Consider the following 19,632-nt stretch of genomic DNA (forward strand, 5'->3'; position numbering starts at 1 on the left):
GGGGCGCGGCCCTGTCAGTCGGCGTAGGTGTTCGAGATGTCGAACGCGCCGAAGCGGGCGCCGACGTGCGGCAGCATGTCGGGGTGGACGAGGGCGTAGTTGCCTTCGATGAAGCGCTCGAGCTCGGGATGCCAATCGGGGTAGATCTCCACCCCGCCCTGCACGAGCTTGCCGAGCCGATAGGGCGTGTCCCGGGCGAGGTCGAAGACGTCGCGCAGGAAGGCGCGGTTGTGGACCCAGCGCCAGTTATACTCGAACTGCGCCACGCCGATCGCGCCCCGGGCGAGCATGCCGCGGGCGCCGCGCAGCACCGAAAGGTCGAAGCCCTCCGCGTCGATCTTCAGGAGATCGATCCTGTCCAGCCCCTGGGCCTGCGTGAAGGCGTCCACCGTGTTGGTGGGCACCTCGATGACGTCTCCGGAGGGGTTCTCGCCCGCGATTGAGTTGATGCCCGAGGTTGCGCCGTGGACCTCGAACCGCGTGGTCCCGACGCTGTCCGCGAGCGCTTCGCCGATCACATGGACGCCACGTCCGGCGAGCGCCGTCGTCAGGCGGTTGCGCGACTCCGGCGTCGGCTCGAACGCATAGAGATCCACACGCCGGCCCGCGGCCGCGTCGAGCAGGGAGACCGACCACTTGCCGATGTTGGCGCCGACGTCGAAGACGACGACCGGCTCGACGGCGGCGGCGCAGACGGCCTCCTGCAGCGTGCGCTCGCCGTTGGTCTCCATGTGGTTGCCGACGTCCCGGCGGGCCAGGAAATAGGCCGAGCGTCCGATGCGCCACAAGGTGCGGCGACCCACGGCGCGTTCCAGTAATCGCAACGCCTGTTCAGCGCCCTGCATGTGCCTGTCCCCTGTCGTCGCGAGTCGGAGTTCTCGCGCGCGAGCCGCTGGCATAACTCGTGCCGAGGTCCTGACCAAGAACCGCGCAGCCCGACGGACAAGGGTTCACAGCACCTAAACAAAGGTTTGGCAGATATTGGGGCGAACTGCACCTTGGCCCAGAATGTGCAGACCGCGGGCGTGTCCCCGGCTTGCTTTCCCGCGCTGGCGCAGTTGTTCAGGAGTTTTCGATGATCCCCGTCTGCGAGCCGGACATCTCCGATGGCGAGATCGCCAATGTGCTCGAGTGCGTGAAGTCGGGATGGATCTCGTCCCAGGGGCCCTTCATCGGGAAGCTCGAAGCCACGTTCGCGAGCTTCCACGGCGTGAAGCATGCCGTCGCGCTGGCGAACGGCACGGCCGCGGTCGAGGTCGCCCTCCATGCCGCCGGCGTGGGCCGCGGCGACGAGGTGATCCTGCCGTCCTTCACCATCATCTCGGTCGCGCTGGCGGTGGTGCGCCTCGGCGCGATCCCGCGCTTCGTGGACGTGGACGCAGTGACCTGGAACCTGGACCCCGACCAGGTGGAGGCCGCCGTCACGCCGAGAACCCGCGCGGTCGTCATCGTCCACACCTACGGACACCCGGCGGACATGGACCGGCTCATGGAGATCGCCCGGCGCCACGGGCTGAAGGTCGTGGAGGACACCGCGGAGGCGATCGCGAGCCGCTGGAAGGGCAAGCTCTGCGGCACCTTCGGCGACGTCGCGGCCTTCTCGCTCTACGCCAACAAGCTGGTCACGACCGGCGAGGGCGGGATCATCATCACCGACGACGACGAGGCGGCGACGCGGGCCCGCAAGTACATCAACCTCTACTTCGGCCAGGAGGAGCGGTTCGCCCACACTGACCTCGGCTACAACTTCCGCATGACCAACCTGCAGGCGGCGGTCGGCGTCGCGCAGATGGAGCGCATCGAGGAGTTCAAGCAGAAGAAGGCCCAGGTGGGCGCCTGGTACGCGGAGCGCCTGCGGAACTCCCGCCTGGTCGACTTCCAGAAGACGGTGGGCGACGTGGACGTTGTCTACTGGATGTACTGCGTGACCCTGAAGGACGAGGTCAACATGACCGCGGCGACGGTCATGGAGAAGCTGAAGGAGAAGGGGGTCGGCACGCGTCCCTTCTTCAAGGGGCTGCACCTGCAGGCGCCGCTGCGCCAGTACGTCGAGGCCGACGCCGCCTATCCGGTCACGGAGCGGATCTACGAGCGCGGCTTCTATCTCCCGTCGAGCGTCACCCTGAGCGAGGCCGAGGTGGCGAGCGTCTGCGAGGCCCTGGAAGACCTCGCCTGATGGCTCGACGGCCGGTCGTCCTGTTCTACAAGCAGCTGACCACGCTGGGCGGGGCCGAGGTCCTGCTGGCGGAGCACTACGCCTTCCTGAAGGGGCAGGGGCGGGAGGTGAAGGTCGTCTGCTTCGGCCACGCCGACGTGGCGCGCGTGCACATCGAGCCGGGGGACCTGATCGTCGTGCCGGGCCGCGGCGCCGCGGCGCAGACCTGGAGGCTTGCGCAGCTCCTCCGGCGGATCGCCCCGGAGCAGATCTACTGCCACTCGGGGCACATCGAGTTCGGAATAGCGGCGGCGCTGGCGCGCCAGCCGTACGCGCTCTTCGTGCACCATCCCACAACGATGTCCTATAATGAGACAGACAAGTACGCGCCCTGGTTCTTCGGCCGCTACAAGGCGTTCGCGCGCAGGGACCGGATGTACGACGAGATCGTCGCGGCGCGCGATGCGCTCTCCCTACCGAGGCGCGCCTACCTCGCGCTGCGCGCGCTGATCTCTCAGTGGTCGGTGCGCAGGGCGTCGCTCGTCCTGGTGCTGTCCGAGTACGCCGTGCGGGAGAAGCGGGAGATCTTCGGCGTCACCGCCCGTCACCTGTGCGGCGCGATCCCGCGCCGGCGACTCGCCGCCCTCGACAGCAAACCGCCGCCGCGCGCCGTCAGCGGCGAGGCCACCCTGGTCTCGGTGTCGCGCCTGGACGAGAACAAGCGGATCGACATCCTGATCGATGCGGTCTCGCTGCTGATCCGGCGGGGGCGCGCGGTGCGCCTCCTCCTCGGCGGCTCGGGCCCCGCCCGCGCGGATCTCACGGCCCGGGTGGAGGCGCTGGGGCTCGAGGAGCATGTCGAGTTCCTAGGCTATGTGCCGGAGAAGGACGTGGAGCGGCTCTACGCCGGCATGGACCTGTTCGTGACCATCGACTGGGCCGACTTCCGCATCACCACCTATGAGGTGCTCGCCGAGAACCGCCGCGTGGTGGTGTCCGACGACACCGATCTCGATCCCGAGCTACTCGGCTCCGGCTATCTGTTCGCCTCGCCAGCGGACGCCGAAGCGCTGGCGTCGGTGATCGAGCGCGCGCTGGCGACGCCGGTGGCGTGGGACCGGGAGCGGCTGAAGGCCTACCTGGACCAGTATTCGTGGGAAACCTACTTCTCGCGCATCGAAGAGGCGGCCGCCTCCCATGCTTAGGGCCGGGTTCGAGATCATCATGCACGATCGTCTCCGCCGGCTGCGCGCGACGGAGGCGATCTATGCCGCGACCAAGGAGCCCGCGGCCATCCGTGCGCGACAGCTGGAGCGTCTGAACCGCAACTGGACGCGGGCGTGGCAGGAGATCCCCTTCTACCAGGCGTGGCGCGCACGACATAGCCTGCCGGACGCCATCGGCTCCCTAGAGGAGCTTGCCGACTTTCCGGTGCTGACGAAGACGGACATCCAGGAGAACGCGGAGCTCGTGGCGCGCACGCCGGGCGCTACCCGGACCACGCTCACCGGCGGGACCAGCGGCCTTTCCACCGCCTTCCCCATGAACGACCAGGACGCCCGGTCCGCGTGGACGAACAGCTTCGTAGGCCGGGGGTGGGGCGGAGTCCGGCCGTACGACCGGCTCTTTATCATCTGGGGCCACTCCCATCTGTTCGGCGGGCGAGGCGTGGCGCGCAAGCGCGCCGTTCGCGCCTTCAAGGACCGGATGCTGAATGTGCGTCGGGTCTCCGCCTACAACCTCGACGACGCCAGCCTGCAGCGGATCGCAGCGAGTCTCGAGGCCTTCCGGCCGGCCTACATCATCGCGTACGGCTCATCGCTGATGCATCTCTGCGCGCATGCCGAAGCGGCGGGGCTGTCGTTCGCCCATATCGGGACGAAGCGGGTGGTGAACACCTCCGAGAGCATCCAGCCCGAAGAGGCGCGCAGGGTCAGCACCCTCTTCGGCTGCCCCGTGGTCAACGAGTACGGCATGTCCGAGGCTGGCGTGATCGGCTACTCCTGCGACGACCTGTTCCCCATCCGCGTCCTCTGGCACGACTATATCGTCCAGACCCGAGAGCGCCGATTGCTGGTCACCACGATCGGCGAGCGGTGCTTCCCGCTGTTCCATTACGACACCGAGGATCTCTGCCCCGACAGCCACGCACGCGACGAGGCGCTCCTCAGCCTGTCCGGGCTTCTCGGAAAGGCGCGGGACGTCTTCCGGATCGTCGACCGCAACGGCAGGTCGCAGGAGGTTTCGACGTTCCTGTTCGATCACATCCTCAAGCAGATCCAAACCCTTCGCTCGCTCCATTTCGAACTCAGGGCGGACGGAGTGGTGCTGATCAAGTACACGGCGGCAGCCGACGCTCCCGATCCCGACGCCATCTTCCGCAGGCTCGAACAGGGCCTGAGGCTGGAAGGCATCGAGGTGGAGCGGAGCCGGTTCGCATTCGAGCGGATCGAGCGGCCCCTGCAGACGGTCGCCGGCAAGCGGCGGACCCTCCAGGTGCAGGCCGGAACGGACGACGAATGAGACCCCACCGTGCAGCGACAATCCGCGTCCGAGCCCTCGGACGGCAGCGGTTGTATGTGATCCTGAAGTGAGACCGATGCGCCCCAAGCTGCTCATCTTCGCCGGCAATCCGACGCAGTACCATGCGCCTCTGTTCAGGGCGCTGACCGCCGGCCTGGACCACGACATCGAGGTGATGTTTGGAGACGAGATCGGCGCCAAGCCGTTCTACAATCCCGAGCTCCGCTCCGTCATCGCCTGGGACGTGCCGGTCACCGCCGGCTATCCGCACAGGTTCTTCGACAACCTGTCGTCATCGGACCGCAAGGGCTTCTGGTCGCGGAACAATCCGCGGATGATCCCCTACGTCATGGCCAGCGACGCCACGCACGTCCTGATCCACGGCTACGACACGCTCACGTCCTGGTACGTCTATTTCGCCGCGCTGCTCTCCGGAAAGAAGATCATCTGGCGAGGCGAGACTTTCGAGCCGAAGAACGGCGGCCGGCTGCTGCCGCGCACGATCAAGAACCTGGTCCTTCCGCTGTACTTCCGGGCCTGTTCCAAGGTGCTCTATTCCTGCATCGGCAACCGCGACTACCTGGCCAAGTTCCTCGGTCGGCGGACCGACAAGATGGTGTCGTTCCCCTGCTCGGTGGATAACGCCTTCTTCGACGCCCTCAGGATCACCGACCCGGCGGCGCTCTCGGCGCTGCGGGCCGAATACGGGCTGCCGGACGACCACATGGTTGTGGTCACCTGCTGCCGGCTCACCAAGCGCAAGCGGGTCGACCTGCTCCTGCGGGCGATCGCGGGGATGAGGTCGAAGAAGACCTCCCTGCTGGTCGCCGGCGACGGTCCGGAACGCGAGGCGCTGGAAAACCTGGCGCGCGAACTGGGCGTGCAGCTCGTGGTCGCCGGCTTCGTCGGCCAGAAGGTGGTCGCCAGGCTCCTGTCGATCGCCGATGTCTTCGCCCTGATGTCCAGCTACGACGCCTCGCCCAAGGCGCTGAACGAGGCGATGAACTTCCCCGTGCCGATGCTGGTCAGCGACGGCATCGGAACCGCCCGGGACCTCGTCCACGACGGGGTGAACGGCTACATCCTGGCCGACGTGACGCCGGACGCGCTTACCGCCCACCTCGACACCTTCGCCGAGCAGCCGCAGGTGCGGCGCGCCATGGGCGGGAAGAACGCCGAGATCCTGAAGGGCTATTCCTTCGACGTGAACGTCGCCAACCTGCGCACCGCGCTCGAGGAGGCCCGCTGATGGCCGCCCTGTCGTTCCAGCGGGTCTTCGAGAGCCCCTCCGACGCCCACTACTTCTTCGGCTACTTCAACACGCCGCAGGTCTCGCACGACGGCACGAAGGTGCTGGCCGCCCGGACCGACTTCATCGACCGCGTGCCGGAACCCTCGGACACCGCGACGCTCGGCTACTTCGACCTGGCCGATCCCGCCCGGCCGTTCGTCGAGATCGGACAGACCAACGCGTTCAACTGGCAGCAGGGCTGCATGCTGCAGTTCGCGGGGCCGGACTACAACCGGACGGTGCTCTACAACCGCTTCGACGGCGCACGTTTCGTCACCGAGCTGGTGGACCTGGAAACCGGCAGCCGGCGGGTCGTGGACAGTCCCGTCTATGCGGTCTTTCCGGACGGCGGCCGCGCCCTGACCATCGACTTCGCGCGACACTACTGGTGCCGGCGCGGCTACAGCTACGGAAACATCGTCGATCCCGAGAAGAACCGGCCCGTGGTGGAGGGTGACGCCATATGGCTGGTCGATCTCGCCAGCGGGGCGAGCCGGCCGATCATCTCCCTCGAGCGCATGCTGGCCCTGAAGCCGATCAGCAACATGGCCGGCGCCGTCCACTACCTCGAGCACATGACGATCAGCCCGGACGGCTCGAAGTTCGTCTTCCTCCACCGCTGGAAGCCGCAGGCCGGCGGAATTCACGCCAGGCTCTGCGTCAGCGACGCCGAGGGCGTCGACGTCCGGATCCTGAACGACAGCGGCCGCATGAGCCACTACTGCTGGGCCGACAGCGACACCCTGCTCGGCTATGGCGGCGTGGCCAATCCGATCAACGCCCTGCGCAAGAGCCGGGCGGTGACCAAGAGCCTCTTCAAGGCGCTGCTGCCGATCTACCACGCCCTGGTGAAGGACAGCTCCGGTGTCGCCAAGGCGCTCACGGGGGACAGCTACCTCCTGATCGACACCGTCAGCGGCAAGATCAGGCCGGTCGCGGCGCCGCTGCGCAGCGACGACGGCCATCCCGCGATGCTTCGCAGCGGCCGCATCTTCATCACCGACACCTATGCCCGCGCCAAGCACGACCAGAAGCCGGCCCTCCTGGCCTACGACCTGGAGGCCGACACGGTGCATCGGCTCGACGAGTTGGGGTCGATCCCCGAACTCGACGAAACCCCGCTCCGCTGCGACCTGCATCCGCGGGTCTCGCCCAGCGGCGAGTTCGTGTCGATCGACACCATGGACCGGGGGGTACGGGGTACGTACGTCTACCGGGCGTCGGTGACGTGATGCCGGCGGCGAGGGCGCCGGAGGCGCAGACGGGCGCGACGCGGTCCCCTCGCGTCCTGGTGGTGACCGCCGGCACGAGCGGCAAGAAGAGCTTCCTGGCGGACGCCTTCCGCGAGCGGTACGGCGCTGACGTCCTGGCGGGGAAGCGGTGGAACGAGCGCCGCATCGACCGGGTGTTGCAGCCCTTCGGCCTCGGCCGGATCGTGGCCAACGCGCGCGCCCTGAACCGGGACCTGCTGGAACGGGCGGGCGGCGGCTACGACCTGATCTGCGTCATCAAGGGGCTCTCAGTGCGCCGCGAGACGCTCGAGGCCCTGCGCTCGGCCAATCCGCACGCCAAGCTGGTCTGCTGGACCTGCGACGACCAGTTCCTGCCGCACAACCAGACGCCCGCGTTTCTCAGGGCCGCGCCGGCCTACGACATGATCTTCACCTGCAAGTCGCACAATGTGCGCAACCGGGAACTCGAGGGTCTGGGGTTCCAGCGGGTGGAATTCCTCTACCAGGCCTTCTCGGAGGCGGATCACCATCCACGTCCGAACGGCGCCTCGCGGCATCGGGGCAGGGTGGTGTTCATCGGTTTCGCTGAGCGGAAGCGGTTCGACTACATGAACTTCCTCGCCGCCAACGGCGTCGAGGTGGATGTCTATGGGACCGGCTGGGACCGGGGCCCCTACCGGGCCGAGGCGCATCCGAACCTCAAGCTGCACATGAAGCCCCTGCTGGGGGACGAGTATGCCGACGCACTCAGCAACGCGGCCATATCGCTGTGCTTCCTTCGCGAGCTGAACCGGGACCTGCACACCTCCCGCACCTTCGAGATCCCGGCCTGCGGGGGCTTCATGCTGGCCGAGCGCACCGGGGAGCACGCCGAGCTCTTCCGCGAAGGCGAGGAGGCGGAGTTCTTCGAGACGAAGGAGGAACTCCTCGACAAGGTGCGCGCCTATCTCGCCGCACCGGAGCAGCGGGCCCAGGTCGCGAAGCGCGGCTATGAGCGCACGCGGAACTCGGACTATTCCTACCGCGCCATGGTGGAACGGATCGTGCAGCAGGCCTTCGCCTCCCAGGAAGGGCCGACGCCATAGGACGCTTCCTCACCATCGTGCACGCCCTCATCGAATGGGCGATCCGCGGCATCCCCGGCGGGACGGGGCAGCGCATCCGGCTCGCCTACTACCGTGGCCGGCTGGGGCGATGCGGCCGCAACGTGCGCATCGACGAGTACGTGGTGTTCCACAACCCCCGGAACATCGAGATCGGCGACCACGTCTGGATCATGAGCGGGGCGGTGCTGACGGCGCCGAGCGGCTCGGAGACGGACGTCGAGGACAACAAGACGGTCATCGCCGCCGACGCCGGCGCGGCCGCGGTCGACCGCGGCAAGCTGCGGATCGGCAGCGAGGTCCAGGTCGGCCACTTCAACATCCTCAACGGCATCGGCGGCCTGGCGATCGGCGACTGCGTAACCCTGTCGGCCAATGTCGCGATCTATTCGGCGACGCATCTCGACCGCGACCCGTCCGATCCTTCGGTGCGGGTGGGCGCGAACGGGATGGTGCGATCCCGCCCGGTCTTCTCGCGCCACAGGCCCGTGTCGATCGGGGAGGGCGCCTGGCTCGGACTGGGCGTAGCCGTGGTCTGCGCCTCCGTCGGCCGTGACGCCTTCGTGCAGAGCGCCTCGGTCGTGACCCAGGACGCGCCGGACAACGCGGTGATGGCCGGTGCGCCCGCGGCCTACAAGCGGGACCGATTCAGCGCCGCTCGGGCCGGCCGATGAGGGAGCTTTTCGGCCAGGGCGCGCGCGCGTTCCTGCTTTCCAATGGCTCCTTCGCCATCAATTTCGCGGGCAACCTGGCCCTCGTCCGCATCCTGACTCCGCAGATCTTCGGGACCTATGCGCTGGCAGTGGCGCTGGTCGGGATCGTGGAGATCTTCACGACCTTCGCGCTGCAGACCGTCTATCTCCAGCGACGGGCGTCCGAGCGGCTGCTCGCGGCGATCGTGCAGGCGATGATCGGGATCGCCGGCCTCAAGTGCCTCGTCGTGCTGCTCGTCCTCCTGGTGCTTCAGAGGCACTACGACGCCGAGGTCTGGACGATCTTCGGGTTCATCTTCGCCGCCAAGCTCCTGGTGCCCTTCAACGCGCTGCTGGTCGCCATGCTGGAGAAGCAGTTCCGGTTCACGGCCTCCTCGTTCGTCACGTCGCTGTCCAACTCCGCGAGCGTGGTCGTGGCCGTGGGCACGGGCCTGCTGGGCGGCGGGATCCTCAGCCTCGCCGTGCGCGACGTGCTGCCGATCCTGATCATGCTGGGGCTGGGCCTGTGGCTGAACCGCTCGGTGAAGATCCGGTGGCGCGCCTTCAACCTGCGCCAGTCGCGGACCCTCGTGCGCTCGGCCCTCGACATGTACGCGGTCCGGGCCTCCGAGCTCGGCTTCAGCAAGCTGCCCCCCCTCGTGGTGGAGCGCCTGTTTGGCGTGGAGATCCTGGGCTTCCTCCACCAGGCGCTCTACCTGGTGAATTCCGTCAACCGGGTGACCGTGGTGCTCAACCAGCAGATCGCCGTGGTCTATTTCAACCGCTATCGTAAGAACCGCGCCAAGACAGCCGAGGGCTTCCGGATCCTGCTGGCGATCAGCGCCGGCCTGGGGACCCTCGCGGCGCCCATACTGCTGTTCTTCCCCGAGACCCTGATCCGCATCCTCTGGGGCGAGGCTTGGCTGGGCGCGCGCGACATGCTGCGGATCATGGCGCTGCTGGTCTTCGTCATCCCGCTCTTCACGATCCTGAAGTCGCAGCTCTACGGGCGCCGGCGCACCCTCTGGCTGGCCGGGACCTACATCTTCGGCGCGCTGTCGATCCTGCCGCTCCTCCTGGCGCTGCGGCAGGCCGGCCTCGCGCCCGGCGTCGCCGTCGCGGTGGCCTATTTCTCTACCTTCTCGATTATGGCGCTGACGGCGGGGTGGGGGGTGTTCACGAAGGGCTTCGGAAGCCCCTCGACCGGTGGCGCCCCGCAGGACCTTCCGCTGATGTCGGAGGAGGGAGCGCCATGATATCCTGCGTCGACCTGCGCCAGGGCGGCCCCGGCCTCTGCGGCTGGAAGGACTGACCCATGCTGCTGCTCGCGATCGTCAATGTGCTCGTTCTCGGCCTCATCTGCGCGGCGGCGCGGCGGCTGGCGGTCTACCTGTACGCCGGCGTCAACTTCATGCTGTTCCTGCTGCCGGTCTTCCTGGGCGCGCTCCTGGGCGTGTTCCACCCTCGCTACCGGCCGGAGGACATGCAGCTCTACCCGGCGGCGCTGCTGTTCATCCTGTTCTTCAACGTGACCTTCGGCCTGGCCTTCCTAGCCTTCCAGCGAGCGTTGCCGGAGGTGCGGCCCCTGGCGCAGCTGCGCCTGAGAAATCCGTTCGACCAGGCCGCGAGTGCGACGAGCCTCGTGCTGTTCACGGCGGTCGTTCTCGTGCTCGCCGCGGGCGCGAAGCTGATGCTGAACAGCCTCGGCGCCTTCCGCATGCTCGACATCGGCGGCGCCTCGGTGCTGCTGCAGTTCTACAAGGAGATCGCCGGGTTCGACCTGCTGCTGCTCGCCTACCTCGGCGAGCTGAAGGCGAGGCGCTCGGCGCACGCGCGCACCCTGGTCCTCCTCTATGCGGTCGCCGCGGCGTTCTCACTCGGCGCGGCGCTGACCTCCGGCTCGCGTTTCCAGGTGGTGATCTGGCTGCTGCTGGTGGCGATCGCGCATCGCGATTTCCTGAAGCGCCATGTCCTGATGACCATAGCCGGGCTGGTTGTCCTCGTCCCGTGGGTGGCGGTGCTGTTCCCGCTGCTCTCCTACTATCGGCGGAACGGCTACGACTTCATGCAGGCCATCGAGCGGACCGGATCTGCGATGGGCGACAGGCCATTGGTACTGCTGGAGATCACCACCACACGGCTGAACTATGCACAGGTCCTCACGGCCGTGATGCAGCGGGTGAAGGAGGCTGGGCCGGCGGGGGGCGCGACCTACTGGAACAATTTCATCGGGGTTATCCCGCGAGCCCTGTGGCCCGGCAAGCCGGAGATCACGAACGACTCGCGCGGGCTGGGCCACCTCCTCGGCATCGTGACCCGGGACGACCGCAGCACCTCGATCGGCCTGCAGATCATCGGGGAGGCCTTCTACGAGTTCGGCTGGCTGGGCCTGTGGGTGGCGGTGTTCCAGGCGCTGATGTTCGCCTCTGCGCAGAAGCAGCTCGGGCATCGGTCGAGCCCGATGTTCTACGCGCTCTACATCACGACCATCCTCACCCTGCTCTCGGCTGACGGCTACTTCGCGATCGTCCCAGGCATGATCTGGTTGTTCATCGGCGTGACCGGCTTCCTGCTGCTGGCGAACGTCTGCATGCGGGGTGTGAGCGTCCCGCGGGCGGCGGTACGGCAGCGCGTCCGCTGAACGGGCAAGGGGGAGCGCGGCCATGAAGATCTGCCATGTGGTGCCGCACATCGATCGCGAGGCGAGCGGGCCGTCCTACAGCGTTCCCGCCCTTTGCGACGCCCTGGGCCGCCGGGGCCACGAAGTGGTCCTGCTGACCCTGGCCCGCGGGCCCGTGACGACGCCGCAGACCTTCCGCCACGAGCAGTTTCCCGTCTCCGCCCCGCCGGCGCGCCTGGGGATCTCGCGGGGACTGCGGGAGGCGCTCGTCAGGGAGTGCGCGGACGCCGACGTGGTGCACGGCCACAGCCTCTGGATGATGCCGAACGTCTATCCCGCGGTCGCCAGCCGCAGGACCGGGACCCCGCTGGTGATCTCGCCCCGGGGCACGCTTGGCGCCGCGCCGCTCACCTATTCGAAATGGACGAAGCGGCTCTTCTGGGCCGCGGCGCAGGGCGCCGCCGTGCGCCAGGCGAGCCTGTTGCACGCGACCTCAGAGCAGGAGCGCGACGAGATCCGCGCCTTCGGCCTCACCAAGCCGGTGGCGGTGATCCCGAACGGCGTCGACATCCCCGACCACGCCCCGAGGCCCGTGCGTGGGCAGGGTCCGCGACGCCTGCTCTACCTGGGCCGTCTGCACCCGAAGAAGGGGATCGAGCTGCTGCTGGCGGCTTGGCGCGGCCTGTCGACCCGTCACCCCGACTGGGAACTGCATCTCGTGGGACCGGGCCCCGAAACCTATGTGGCGGAGTTGCGCCGCCTGGCCGCGGAGCTGGACCTGCCGCGGGTCACATTCGCCGGTGGTCTCTATGGCCACATGAAGCGGCAAGCCTATGCCGAGGCGGAGCTCTACGTCCTGCCGTCGCTGAACGAGAATTTCGGGATGTCGGTCGCCGAGGCGCTGTCCCATGGCGTGCCGGTCGTGACGACGCGCGGCACGCCGTGGGGCGGCCTGGTCGACCAGGGCTGCGGGTGGTGGGCGCCCGCCGATGTCGCGGGGATCGAGGCGACCCTCGACGAGGCGCTCGGCGTCAGTGAGGACCGCCTGGCGACCATGGGGGCGGCTGGCCGCCGGTGGGTCACCGAGGCGTTCTCCTGGGCCAGGATCGCTTCAGACATGGAAGACGCCTACCTGCAGCTCTCGCACCGCCGGTCGGAGCGCAGCGTCGCCTAGGGCTGGCGAGCTTCCGAGGGAACGGCGAGCACGTTTGCGCTCGCTTCGGTCAAGGGCTCACCGAGATCGAGGGCGTTGTAGAGCGTGTAGCCCTCAGCGTGGAGCAACCTGGTAGCCGCGGGGCGGAGCGTCCGTCCAACCTCGATGAACCAGCGCGGCCTAACCTCCTTCAGCACACGAGTCGCGCCGGCGAGCACGTCGAGCTCGGCCCCCTCGACGTCAATCTTCACGACCGCCGGGCGGGAGAACTCCAGCAGGCTGTCCAAGGTCACCGTGGGTACCAGGACGCGGCCGACGGACTTGCCGAACTGGCCTCGCTTGCCCGCGTAGGTGGACAGAGAGTTGGAGGCGCGGCCGCCGCTGGCGATCTCCAAGGGGGCCACACCCGGCTTATCCGAGACCGCCGCGGCGAGGACTTCGAAGTCAAAGGGGTTGGCCGCTCGGGTGCGCAGCAGGCAGTTGGCGAGGAATGGGTCAGGCTCGACAGCCATGACGCGCCCGCCGCGGCCAGCCGCCGCCGCTCCGAAGATGCCGACGTTGGCGCCGATGTCCCAGACGACATCGTCCTTCTCTACGAACCGGGCGGCCCACTCGAGGAGGTCCGCGTCGAGCCAAGCTGTGCCAGGCTTCAGGTAATGAAGCTGGCTGTCTGGGGCGACGTACACCACGGCCGCGCCGAATTTGGCCGGAAGGCGTCGCCGAAACACCCGCCCCCGGACGGCCGAACGCAGCATCTCTCGCAACATCAGCGGTCCCTCCCTTGGCGCACGAACGCCGCGCAGGGGCCGTAGCGGTAGGTGCGCTCGAAACCCAGGTCCAGGAACATGGTCTCCACCTGGTCCGGACTGAAGCCGAGCCCGCCCATCTCGATGAGGGCGACCCTGCAGCCGGCGAGCGCTCCGGGCTCCTTGAGCAGGATCTCGACCTCGGCGCCCTCGCAGTCGGAAACCAGGGCGTAGTCGCCGAACTGGTGCTCCGCGAGCAGAGCGGTCAGCGAGGTCGCAGGCACCTCGATGCCGCTTTCGCCGAGATGGCCGCCGAGGTTGGTGGCGCCGGTCTCGAACCGGACGCTGTCCCGCCCCACGGCGATGGCCTTCCCGACGACGGTGACGTTCGAAAGGCGGTTGCGCGCGATGGTGTCGCGAAGCCGGTCGGCGAGCTTCGGATCGGCCTCGACGCTCACCACGCGGTTCGATTTGCGGGCGATCAGGCAGGTGTTCGCGCCCAGACTTCCGCCCAACTCGACGACATCCATCCCCCCGGGCAGGAGCTTGCGCGTCATGAAGATCTCGGCGCGTTCGTAGAACCCGAAGAACAGCCGCGCGGCCTGGCCGGGACGTGTCGCCGGAATGCGGCTTCCGTAGTGGGGAACGCCTCCGGGGAACAGGCCCCTGAGCACCGCGTCCACGGGCGGGGAGGCGGCGGCCTGGACGACGGCCTTCTTGAGGCTTGCCGGCGTCAGGGCGCGGAGCGGATCGAGGTTCATGGGCTCGGAGCTTTCGGCGAGCGGGTGTGCGGCGCCTAGCGCACGCCGGACCCGTGGGTGACGGTCCAGATGGTGCGCAGCGCGATCTGCAGGTCCAGGAAGAGGGACACCCGCTTCACGTAGAACAGGTCGTAGGTCAGCTTCCGGCGCGCTTCCTCGCTGTTGGCGGAGGGCGGGGCGCAGACCTGGGCCCAGCCGGTGATCCCGGGGCGGACCAGGTTGCGGTAGGCGTAGAGCGGCACGTCGCGGACGTATTCCTCGTGGAACGGCACGGCCTCGGGCCGGGGGCCGATCAGGCTCATCTCGCCGCGCAGGACGTTCCAGAGCTGCGGCAGCTCGTCGATGCGGAAGCGCCGCAGGAAGGCGCCGGTCCGGGTGATCCGGTTGTCGCCCTTCACCGCCGCGCGGTGGGCCTCGCCCGGCGCGGCCGGCCGCATGGTGCGCAGCTTCCACATCCGGAACGGCTTGCCGGCCAGCCCCACGCGCTCCTGCACGAAGAACACCGGCCATCCCATGCTGAGGAAGACGGCGAGCGCGCCCAGGAAGATGATCGTCAGCGCCAGGGGCAGCACGAAGATCACCGCCACCACGTCGATGAGCCGCTTCAGCGGCCGATAGGACACCAGGCTCACATTGGAGATCTGGTCGAGCTCGAAATGCTCCAGGGACACCGCGCCGCGGACGTCCTCGATATATTCGCCCACGTGCCGCACCTGGCACCCGGCCAGCATCGCCCGGGAGAGCGCCCGCGCCCACTCGGTGCTGACGCCCTCGGTGAAGGAGACCAGGACGATGTCGTACTTGGAGAGGTCGGCGGTGGGCGAGGTGATCACCTCGCCCAGGTGACGCGAGAGCTTGATGTCGATGGCGAGCGGCCGGACCAGCGCCACCCGCGGGCCGCTGATCCGGTGCTTCAAGAGCACGACCATCACGCCCACGATGAGCGACACCAGGAAGTTGGTCAGCAGGATCGGCCGCGAGAAGTACCAGCGGCCGCCGAGGATGAAGAAGGCGAGCAGGCCGTGGACGAGGATCGCCACGAAGACGGTCTCGGCCAGTTTCCGGTCGATCTGGCCGTGCACGCTCCAGGCGAAGTGGGTGACGGCGGCCAGGCAGATGAAGTTGAAGACCAGGTGCAGCTGATACTCGGGCGGCCAGGTCAGGACATTGGGCCGGTGCAGATAGACGCCGCCATAGAGCAGGAAGGCGATCGCCGCATAGGCGACGCCCACGCAGAGCATGACCACCAGTTGCAGGGAGCCGGACGCACGCTCCTGGCGTTGGTCACGCTCCTCCAAGCTCACCGAAACCATCATAGCCCCTCCGGCGCCCGCATGCGCCGAATTGCCCAAGCATTATAACCAGTTTTGATAACACTAACATCTCGACCCACGCGGTTTCGAAGGTCCGAACAACTATTGACGCCCGGCGCCGACTCAACGCGCAGTTTTCGTCAACCATGGAACGAAACCGCCCCTTAAGGCTTTCTGGCCTTTGCTTGGGCCCGCACGCGGGAGGCTGGCATGGCTCAGGCGAAACGGGACGAGTTTGCGTTTGCCGAGGATCGGACGCCCCCGCTTGAGCGGGCGCGCGCCCGGCTCTCGGTGGCCTGCGGAGACGAGAGCCCAGTCTCGTCCCCCGCGCTGAAGATGCAGAGGGCGCTGGACGAGATGCTGACTGCCGCCAATCCGCCGATGATCGACTACCGCCGCGGACTCGCGCGTACGGCCGCCCTGGCCGCCGCCGCAACGCTCTGCGGCGCCTTCTGGTGGGCGGCGCTGAACTGGACGGCCGCCCTGGTCGGCTGAGGCGATCCGCCGTTCCGGGCCCGCGTCCTCCCACCCCTTCAGCTGATCTCGGCATGGCCCGTCCCCCTGGGCCTCAACTCACGTAATACTTCTTGTACTCGGCGTAGTAGTAGCCGGGGTCGCCGTACCCGTAACGCGCCTGCTGCTTCATATCGACCTGGGTGAGCGCCACGCCGCCGATATGGGCGTTGGTGCCGGCGAGCAGGCGGAACGCCGCCTCGATCGCCTGCTGCGGCGTCTTCCGCCAGCGGGTGAGGAAGACCACCGTGTCGGCCTTGGGGGCCAGCACCCGGGTATCGGCCACCGGCAGGATCGGCGCGGTGTCCAGCAGCACCAAGTCGTACTTCGCGCGCAGCTCTTCCAGCAGACGGTCCATCGCGCTGGTCCCGAAGACGTCGCGCGGCGTGAAGCTGCTCTTGGCCAGCGGCAGGAAGTCGGCGCCCGTCTCCTTGTCGTGCCACAGCGCCTGCTGAAGCGTCGCCTGGCCGCCGAGGACCTCCAGCAGGCCCACGGCAGGGTCCTCACGCAGGAGGCGGTTCACGGTCCGGCGACGAAGGTCGCAGTCCACCACGATCACCTTGGCGCCCTGCAGCGCCGCCACCCGGCCGAGGCAGACCGCGGTGGTCGTCTTGCCTTCGCTCGGCAGGGCGGAGGTGATCGCGACGACGCGCACGGGCTCGCCCAGCCGGGAATAGCCGATCGAGGCGCGAAGGTTCCGGAAGGCTTCGGAGAAGCTCGATAGCGGCTTGGCGACCACATGGTCGATGGGGGAGGGATTGGCCTCCTCAGCGACGGAGCTCAGGAGCGGTACGGCGCCAAGGTAGGAAGTGTCCAGACGCCGCTCCACGTCCTCGGCCGTCGCCAGGCCGGCGTCCAGCATCTCGGCGAGCAGGACCGCGCCGACCCCCGCGCCCATGGCGAGGAGAAGGCCGAGCATCAGGTTGCGCCCGACGTCGGGCGAGCTCTGGCCGGTGGGGATCTTGGCCTTCGAGACGATGCGGGCGTCGGACTGCTCGATGCCCTGCTGGGTGCTCGTCTCCTTGTAGCGGCTGAGATAGCTCTCGTAGAGGACGCGCGAGGCTTCCGCGGTCCGCTGCAGCTCGTTCAGGCGCACCATGGCGCGGTTGTTGGCGGCGAGGGTGCCCTTCGCCCCACCCAGGCTGCCGGCCATGGCGGCGGCGCGCTGGCGGGAGACCGAGGCCCGGGCTTCGAGGTTGGAGATGATCCGCTGGATCTCCTGCTCGATCTGGGTGTCGATGTCGGAGAGCTGACGCTTGGCCTTCAGCATCTCCGGGTGGCGCTCGCCGTAGCGGCCCTGGAGATCGGCGACCTGGCCGCTGACCTGGGCGCGTTGGGCGCGCAACTGCTGGATCACGGGCGAGCTCAGGGCCTCGCCGACGTCGTCGCCGGTCGAGCCGCTGGCGAGCTGCCGGCGGGCGGTGGACAGGCGCGCCTCGTCCTCGGCGACCTGGGCGCGGGCCTGGGCCAGGGTCTGGTTGTAGTTCGAGATCTCCTGCTCGGTCAGGCTGGTGCCGGACGCGCTAAGAAGGTTGTTGGCGATCTTGAACTGCTGGACCGCGGCCTCGTCCGCGATCACCTGGCTGCGCAGTTCGCCCAGCCGGCTGTTGAGCCAGGTGGCGGCCTGCTGGGTGGCGTCGAACTTCGCCTCCAGCTGCTCCAGCAGGTAGAGCTCGGCGAACTTGTTGGCGACGGCCGCGGCCTTGGCCGGGCTCTCCGCCTCGTAGTCTATCCGGATGACGTAGGTGAAGCCGGCCCGGCGCACGCTGAGGCCGCTCAGCAGCTTGTCCACGACGGCGTCGCGCTGCCGTTGCTGCTGAACGGGCGTGAGCGCCTTCCTGGCCGGCGGCGCCGCCCCGACCATCTGCTTCACGCCGGCGACCACGGCGCCCAGACCCGTAGGCTCGCGCAGGCTGCCGTTGAACTCGGGATCCGCCTCGAGGTTGAGCGCCTTGACCACGCGCTCGGCCAGCTGGCGCGACTTCAGGACCTCCACCTCGGTGTCGACGGCTCCGGAATCGGCCGGCAGGCCCGACAGGACGGCCTCCGCGTCCATGACCTTCTCGGTGCGCGTGTCGAGCATGACGCTCGAGGTGGCGGTGTACTTCGGCGTGGCCTGCAGCGTGAGCAGGAGGGCCGCCAGGAACACCAGCAAGGCTACGGCGGCGAACAGCCGGATCCGCCGAATGAACATGGCATAGAGGCGTCGCAGGTCGAGCTGGGCGAAGGCCGGCGCGCGCCCCGCAGGCGCGCCGCGCTCATCCGCGTCCATCGAGGGAACGGGAGAATGGATGTTCATAAATGGCAGCCTCTAAGATCCAGCAGGCGTTCCCTGCAGGACTTAAGCCAAGTTTGCCTGACTGGGTCACGTCCGCGTTCTGCGGCGTAACCGCGCTATCGCGCTGGGGCGCCGGTCAGAACTGCGCCGTGAGGGTGGCGGCGATCTTGTTCGACTTGAAGTCGTTGCCGGCGCCCTTGACCGTGTCGCGGCGGTCGTAGCTGTAGCTCGCCGTCAGGCCGATGCTGCGGTTCAGCAGATAGGTGGCGCTGAGGCCCGCGGTCTGGCGCTCGTCGCGGCGGCCGATGACGTCGTACTCGTCCTCCCCGTAAGCCGCACGGGCGGTGAGGATGACGTTGCGCATCAGCTCGTGGTCGACCTGGGCCCCGACGTTCGACGACAGGTAGGCGCCGGTCCCCGGCGTGGCGCTGTCCTCGATGGTGCGCGAGGCGTTGAAGGTCACCGTGGTCAACTGGGTCGGGAACCACTCCACCTGGGCGCGGGCGCCGAAGCCGTCGATCTCGTCCAGCCGGGCGTCGTCGAACGACTGCTTCAGGTAGCCCACGGCCACTTCGCCGCGGGTGACCGCGCCGAGTTCGAAGTTGGCGCCGGCGAGGAACTGGACGCCGTCCGAGTCACGGTTGACCTGTCCGGCGCTGCCGGGGGTGTCGTACTCGCGCTTGTTGCCGATCACCTCGAAGAAGAGGGCGGTGTCCGGGCTCACGGCGTAGTCGACGCGGCCGGAGAGCATGCTCACGTTGCGGTCGCGGAAGGTCTGCTCGACGATGCCGCCGCCGATGCGCGGCGGGCTCTCGTAGTCGAACCGCTGGAAGGCGTAGCGGCCCTGGAAGCGCAGCCGGTTCACGGTGTGCTCGCCGATCAGGCGCAGCGAGGCCAGGTCGTACTGGACCGGCTCCGCCGCCGTGCCGGGGCTGTCCGGCGAGGTGCGCGGCTCCGTCAGGTTCGCCCAGTCGAACGAGCCGTTCAGGGTGGTGAACCGCAGGATGTCCAGGCGGCCGTTGACGCCGGCGCCGTAGTCCGTCGTGTTCTCGCTGTCGAAGTCCTGGTAGCGGTTCAGCACCGTCCGCGCATAGGCGCCCAGGGCGTGCCGCGACCAGTCGGAGTTCAGCGCGATCTCGGGCGTCACGCGCCAGATCAGGTCATCGACCTCGGCGCCGTCCGTGGCGAAGATGTTGTCGTTGTGCTCGGCGGTCACCGAGATCTTCGGATAGGCGAGGAAGGTCCCCATCCG

The 19,632-nt window shown here is 68.2% G+C and carries 17 protein-coding genes; 11 read left to right on the forward strand and 6 right to left on the reverse strand.

Annotated features, from left to right (window positions below):
* Window positions 1–14: 14 nt before the first annotated feature.
* Window positions 15–803, reverse strand: coding sequence for an FkbM family methyltransferase (locus V7Z97_RS13475; protein ID WP_334163945.1), 789 nt, complete (start codon window positions 801–803; stop codon window positions 15–17).
* A 272-nt stretch (window positions 804–1,075) separates the two neighbouring features.
* Between V7Z97_RS13475 and V7Z97_RS13480 the strand changes: the two genes are divergently transcribed.
* From V7Z97_RS13480 to V7Z97_RS13525, 10 genes are all read left to right on the forward strand, one after another.
* Window positions 1,076–2,176 carry a DegT/DnrJ/EryC1/StrS family aminotransferase gene (locus V7Z97_RS13480; RefSeq protein WP_334163946.1) on the forward strand — a complete coding sequence of 367 codons (1,101 nt, stop codon included), beginning with the start codon at window positions 1,076–1,078 and terminating at the stop codon, window positions 2,174–2,176.
* Entirely contained in the window at window positions 2,176–3,360 is a 1,185-nt protein-coding gene (locus tag V7Z97_RS13485; protein ID WP_334163947.1) for a glycosyltransferase family 4 protein, read from the forward strand. The genes V7Z97_RS13480 and V7Z97_RS13485 overlap by 1 nt, the downstream gene beginning before the upstream one ends.
* A 19-nt stretch (window positions 3,361–3,379) precedes the next feature.
* Window positions 3,380–4,678, forward strand: coding sequence for a phenylacetate--CoA ligase family protein (locus V7Z97_RS13490; protein ID WP_334163948.1), 1,299 nt, complete (start codon window positions 3,380–3,382; stop codon window positions 4,676–4,678).
* Window positions 4,679–4,754: 76 nt separating this feature from the next.
* On the forward strand, window positions 4,755–5,927 hold the full coding sequence (locus tag V7Z97_RS13495) for a glycosyltransferase family 4 protein (RefSeq protein ID WP_334163949.1): 1,173 nt from the start codon (window positions 4,755–4,757) through the stop codon (window positions 5,925–5,927).
* Window positions 5,927–7,201: a hypothetical protein gene (locus V7Z97_RS13500; protein WP_334163950.1), complete on the forward strand. Its 1,275-nt coding sequence runs from the start codon at window positions 5,927–5,929 to the stop codon at window positions 7,199–7,201. The genes V7Z97_RS13495 and V7Z97_RS13500 overlap by 1 nt, the downstream gene beginning before the upstream one ends.
* Complete coding sequence (locus V7Z97_RS13505) at window positions 7,201–8,286, forward strand: CgeB family protein (RefSeq protein WP_334163951.1); 1,086 nt, start codon at window positions 7,201–7,203, stop codon at window positions 8,284–8,286. The genes V7Z97_RS13500 and V7Z97_RS13505 overlap by 1 nt, the downstream gene beginning before the upstream one ends.
* 17 nt (window positions 8,287–8,303) lie before the next feature.
* On the forward strand, window positions 8,304–8,978 hold the full coding sequence (locus tag V7Z97_RS13510) for an acyltransferase (RefSeq protein ID WP_334163952.1): 675 nt from the start codon (window positions 8,304–8,306) through the stop codon (window positions 8,976–8,978).
* Window positions 8,975–10,252 (forward strand): oligosaccharide flippase family protein, encoded by a 1,278-nt coding sequence (locus tag V7Z97_RS13515; protein WP_334163953.1) that lies wholly within the window; start codon window positions 8,975–8,977, stop codon window positions 10,250–10,252. Before V7Z97_RS13510 ends, V7Z97_RS13515 begins: the two co-directional genes overlap by 4 nt.
* Window positions 10,253–10,311: 59 nt before the next feature.
* Window positions 10,312–11,637, forward strand: coding sequence for a hypothetical protein (locus V7Z97_RS13520; RefSeq protein ID WP_334163954.1), 1,326 nt, complete (start codon window positions 10,312–10,314; stop codon window positions 11,635–11,637).
* A 22-nt stretch (window positions 11,638–11,659) separates the two neighbouring features.
* Window positions 11,660–12,790 (forward strand): glycosyltransferase, encoded by a 1,131-nt coding sequence (locus V7Z97_RS13525; RefSeq protein WP_334163955.1) that lies wholly within the window; start codon window positions 11,660–11,662, stop codon window positions 12,788–12,790.
* Here the strand turns inward: V7Z97_RS13525 and V7Z97_RS13530 are convergent.
* The 3 genes from V7Z97_RS13530 to V7Z97_RS13540 are packed head-to-tail and all read right to left on the reverse strand — an operon-like array spanning window position 12,787 to window position 15,589.
* Window positions 12,787–13,536, reverse strand: coding sequence for an FkbM family methyltransferase (locus tag V7Z97_RS13530; protein WP_334163956.1), 750 nt, complete (start codon window positions 13,534–13,536; stop codon window positions 12,787–12,789). The genes V7Z97_RS13525 and V7Z97_RS13530 overlap by 4 nt on opposite strands.
* Window positions 13,536–14,276, reverse strand: a complete 741-nt coding sequence (locus tag V7Z97_RS13535; RefSeq protein WP_334163957.1) for an FkbM family methyltransferase — start codon at window positions 14,274–14,276, stop codon at window positions 13,536–13,538. The genes V7Z97_RS13530 and V7Z97_RS13535 overlap by 1 nt, the downstream gene beginning before the upstream one ends.
* A 35-nt stretch (window positions 14,277–14,311) precedes the next feature.
* A complete protein-coding gene (locus V7Z97_RS13540; protein ID WP_334163958.1) occupies window positions 14,312–15,589 on the reverse strand; it encodes a sugar transferase in 1,278 nt (425 codons plus the stop codon).
* Between the two features lie 210 nt (window positions 15,590–15,799).
* Here V7Z97_RS13540 and V7Z97_RS13545 point away from each other — a divergent pair, with 210 nt between their 5' ends.
* A complete protein-coding gene (locus V7Z97_RS13545) occupies window positions 15,800–16,084 on the forward strand; it encodes a hypothetical protein (RefSeq protein WP_334163959.1) in 285 nt (94 codons plus the stop codon).
* Window positions 16,085–16,157: 73 nt separating this feature from the next.
* Here V7Z97_RS13545 and V7Z97_RS13550 read toward each other — a convergent pair whose 3' ends face one another.
* Together V7Z97_RS13550 and V7Z97_RS13555 are read right to left on the reverse strand one after the other, a co-directional pair.
* A complete protein-coding gene (locus V7Z97_RS13550) occupies window positions 16,158–18,401 on the reverse strand; it encodes a GumC family protein (protein WP_334163960.1) in 2,244 nt (747 codons plus the stop codon).
* 115 nt (window positions 18,402–18,516) lie between these two features.
* The coding region (locus tag V7Z97_RS13555) for an outer membrane beta-barrel protein (RefSeq protein ID WP_334163961.1) at window positions 18,517–19,632 on the reverse strand (1,116 nt) is incomplete at its 5' end.

It is taken from the genome of Phenylobacterium sp. (assembly GCF_036821595.1).
In the GTDB taxonomy this organism is placed as follows: Bacteria; Pseudomonadota; Alphaproteobacteria; order Caulobacterales; family Caulobacteraceae; genus Phenylobacterium.

Coding starts and splice junctions, on each gene's coding strand:
- V7Z97_RS13480 (WP_334163946.1), top strand. CDS start 1,076: ATGATCCCCGTCTGCGAGCCGGACATCTCCGATGGCGAGATCGCCAAT.
- V7Z97_RS13485 (WP_334163947.1), top strand. CDS start 2,176: ATGGCTCGACGGCCGGTCGTCCTGTTCTACAAGCAGCTGACCACGCTG.
- V7Z97_RS13490 (WP_334163948.1), top strand. CDS start 3,380: ATGCACGATCGTCTCCGCCGGCTGCGCGCGACGGAGGCGATCTATGCC.
- V7Z97_RS13495 (WP_334163949.1), top strand. CDS start 4,755: ATGCGCCCCAAGCTGCTCATCTTCGCCGGCAATCCGACGCAGTACCAT.
- V7Z97_RS13500 (WP_334163950.1), top strand. CDS start 5,927: ATGGCCGCCCTGTCGTTCCAGCGGGTCTTCGAGAGCCCCTCCGACGCC.
- V7Z97_RS13505 (WP_334163951.1), top strand. CDS start 7,201: ATGCCGGCGGCGAGGGCGCCGGAGGCGCAGACGGGCGCGACGCGGTCC.
- V7Z97_RS13515 (WP_334163953.1), top strand. CDS start 8,975: ATGAGGGAGCTTTTCGGCCAGGGCGCGCGCGCGTTCCTGCTTTCCAAT.
- V7Z97_RS13520 (WP_334163954.1), top strand. CDS start 10,312: ATGCTGCTGCTCGCGATCGTCAATGTGCTCGTTCTCGGCCTCATCTGC.
- V7Z97_RS13525 (WP_334163955.1), top strand. CDS start 11,660: ATGAAGATCTGCCATGTGGTGCCGCACATCGATCGCGAGGCGAGCGGG.
- V7Z97_RS13530 (WP_334163956.1), bottom strand. CDS start 13,536: ATGTTGCGAGAGATGCTGCGTTCGGCCGTCCGGGGGCGGGTGTTTCGG.
- V7Z97_RS13535 (WP_334163957.1), bottom strand. CDS start 14,276: ATGAACCTCGATCCGCTCCGCGCCCTGACGCCGGCAAGCCTCAAGAAG.
- V7Z97_RS13540 (WP_334163958.1), bottom strand. CDS start 15,589: ATGGTTTCGGTGAGCTTGGAGGAGCGTGACCAACGCCAGGAGCGTGCG.
- V7Z97_RS13545 (WP_334163959.1), top strand. CDS start 15,800: ATGGCTCAGGCGAAACGGGACGAGTTTGCGTTTGCCGAGGATCGGACG.
- V7Z97_RS13550 (WP_334163960.1), bottom strand. CDS start 18,401: ATGAACATCCATTCTCCCGTTCCCTCGATGGACGCGGATGAGCGCGGC.